Raw genomic sequence first — 2,099 nt, 5'->3', positions numbered from 1 at the left:
CGTCACCACGTCGCCAGTTGGCAGCTTGAACGATTGTTCCGTGATCTCGAACTCAGCCGCCGAATGATGATCGAACCATGCATCCGCGCCAATCTTACGCGGAAACCCTTCTGTTCGAGCATCATTGCCATACATCATTGTGAACGCGAACGAGCCCGGATCAAGATCCTCACGGGCGAACCAGCGACGCTGCATCGAGGGAGCTCGCGTGACCCAAGGCTTACCGGAGGCGCGGTGAGTGACGACCATGCTGCAGGGGAACTGATCGCTATCAATCATCCTGATCAGGGTTGCGGTCAGGCTCGCTGAAAAAAGCGTGGCTACCGCCCGGAGTGCATTGATGTCCAGGCGCTTGTGGAGCCGCACTGCGGGCTTGAAGAGATACCAAGGCATAAGAAGATCGGCAGCATATGCGTCGGCGGCCCGCTCCTTCGTCGCCTGCTCGTTCCTGTAGTTCCCGATATCAGTTGCACGACACACGGCACACTGTCCGCGATGGTGTGCCCAATGCCCTAATTCGTGTCCAATCGAGAACCGCCGCCGCTCTGGCGGCGAGGCGGCGTTCACCGATATGATCGCTTTGTCGTCAAGCCCGATGATTCGGGCCTCGCAATTGACGAGGGGACGAACTTTGATCTTGGCCCCGACGTGCCACGCGATGGCTTCAAGATCAATATCTCTGGGATCGTCGATGCCCAAAGACTGAAGCAGACCTTCGGCTCTTGTTGGCCGTTTCATCATTTGCCGCTGTTGTCGTCGCGATCGCGTTCAAGTTCGGCAATATCTTCGAGCATGCCGTCATCATCTTCATTGCCGCCCTGGCCTAACCGGGCGGCGAGAGTCAAGTTGGTGCCATCATCGTTGGCCCCAGTTCTCAGCGAGGTCAGCCGTCGCCTTGCGCGTTCCATCTCAAGGTCGGAAACAGGCGCGGACGCGAACACGTCCGAACGAACTGTCTGCCGTGCGACTTCGAGCTTACGTTTGGCCAGACGCGAGCGCCCGGCTGCAACAGCAGCGTCAAAGCCCTTGACGTCGGCCTCATCTACCGGTTCGTCATCCTTGCCATGCACGATCTCGTCGATCAGGAACTCGTGCAGGTGGTCGAGCCACTCTCTATCTTTCCCTGACATGCGGACCTTCCAATCTGCCTAGCGCTCGCGCGCTACCCCCGCCAGCCTCTTGCCCAACTGTAGCATCTGCCTCTTGAAGCGCCTGCGAACTGTCGCGAGCGCGGCTGTATCCATCCCCATCCAGTCGGCCAGGTCTTTCCCGATGAAGGACGCGGACAGGCCCTCGAAAAGAAGTTCCAACTCCGTGTCGCCTGCAATGTCGGCCAGCACCGCCTGCCGATACTCGTCCGGGTCCATCCGGTCTACAGCGTCGCCGGCATCGGCGCTGGCCGCGTCGATCGCAATGGTCCCGTGATCAGCGTCGCGTTCGATGACGCCATACTTGCCCTTTTCCTTCCCGGAACCCATGCGCCGGATCCGTGCACCTTCCGTGACGAAGTGACGATCAGAAGCCAGGCTCTTGATTGTGCCCATCAGAACCGGGAACATGTCGCTAGTGTCGCTTAGGCGCGTACGGCGCCCGTCACACATCCTGACGAATGCTTCGTTGATCAGTTCGTGAGCGTCGGCAAGGCATGCCGCCGAACATTTGACGGCAAACTGATAAGCGTCCCGCCTTTGCGCGGACGTCATCCGATCAAAGAACTCGCTTACCTCCTCTTCCGAGCAAGGTATGCGTCTAATGCCGGCTTCGGCATCCATTCGACGTCTCCCAAAACACCCGTCGACTCTCCTCCCGACTATTATGCGCGCATCAAAGCCGATTCAGACAAAAAAATAGAATTGTCTGAATCTCCAAATCCCGCGCCTTTCTCTTAAGGGGGCTCCCAAGCCGCACCGAAATCTTTGAATTCAGGAACAAGACTATGACTGCATCCGCATACCGGGGGACGAACCCCTTCGAAGACCCGCTTGATCGCATCCTGGCAGAAATCGCCTTTAGCGTTCAGTTGCCTCCGTCCCTCCACGCCAAGGCCTGCCAGCGCTACAAGGCTGTGCGCGAATATCTGGAAGGCACGACGGCGTTCC

3 protein-coding genes are annotated in these 2,099 nt (G+C 58.5%); all 3 read right to left on the bottom strand.

What is annotated here, in order from left to right; all coding sequences use genetic code 11:
* Positions 1-741 (bottom strand): ImmA/IrrE family metallo-endopeptidase (locus ACODTY_RS23890; protein WP_488996662.1); only part of this gene is annotated, 741 nt, incomplete at its 3' end.
* Positions 738-1,130 carry a hypothetical protein gene (locus tag ACODTY_RS23885; protein WP_488996661.1) on the bottom strand — a complete coding sequence of 131 codons (393 nt, stop codon included), beginning with the start codon at positions 1,128-1,130 and terminating at the stop codon, positions 738-740. The genes ACODTY_RS23885 and ACODTY_RS23890, both read right to left, overlap by 4 nt.
* An 18-nt stretch (positions 1,131-1,148) precedes the next feature.
* Positions 1,149-1,772 (bottom strand): hypothetical protein, encoded by a 624-nt coding sequence (locus ACODTY_RS23880; RefSeq protein WP_488996660.1) that lies wholly within the window; start codon positions 1,770-1,772, stop codon positions 1,149-1,151.
* Positions 1,773-2,099: the final 327 nt, after the last annotated feature.

The sequence above is a fragment of the Mesorhizobium sp. FG116 genome, from assembly GCF_057809835.1.
The sequence above is the reverse complement of the archived record's forward strand: the minus strand, read 5'-3'. Positions and strand labels throughout refer to the sequence as shown.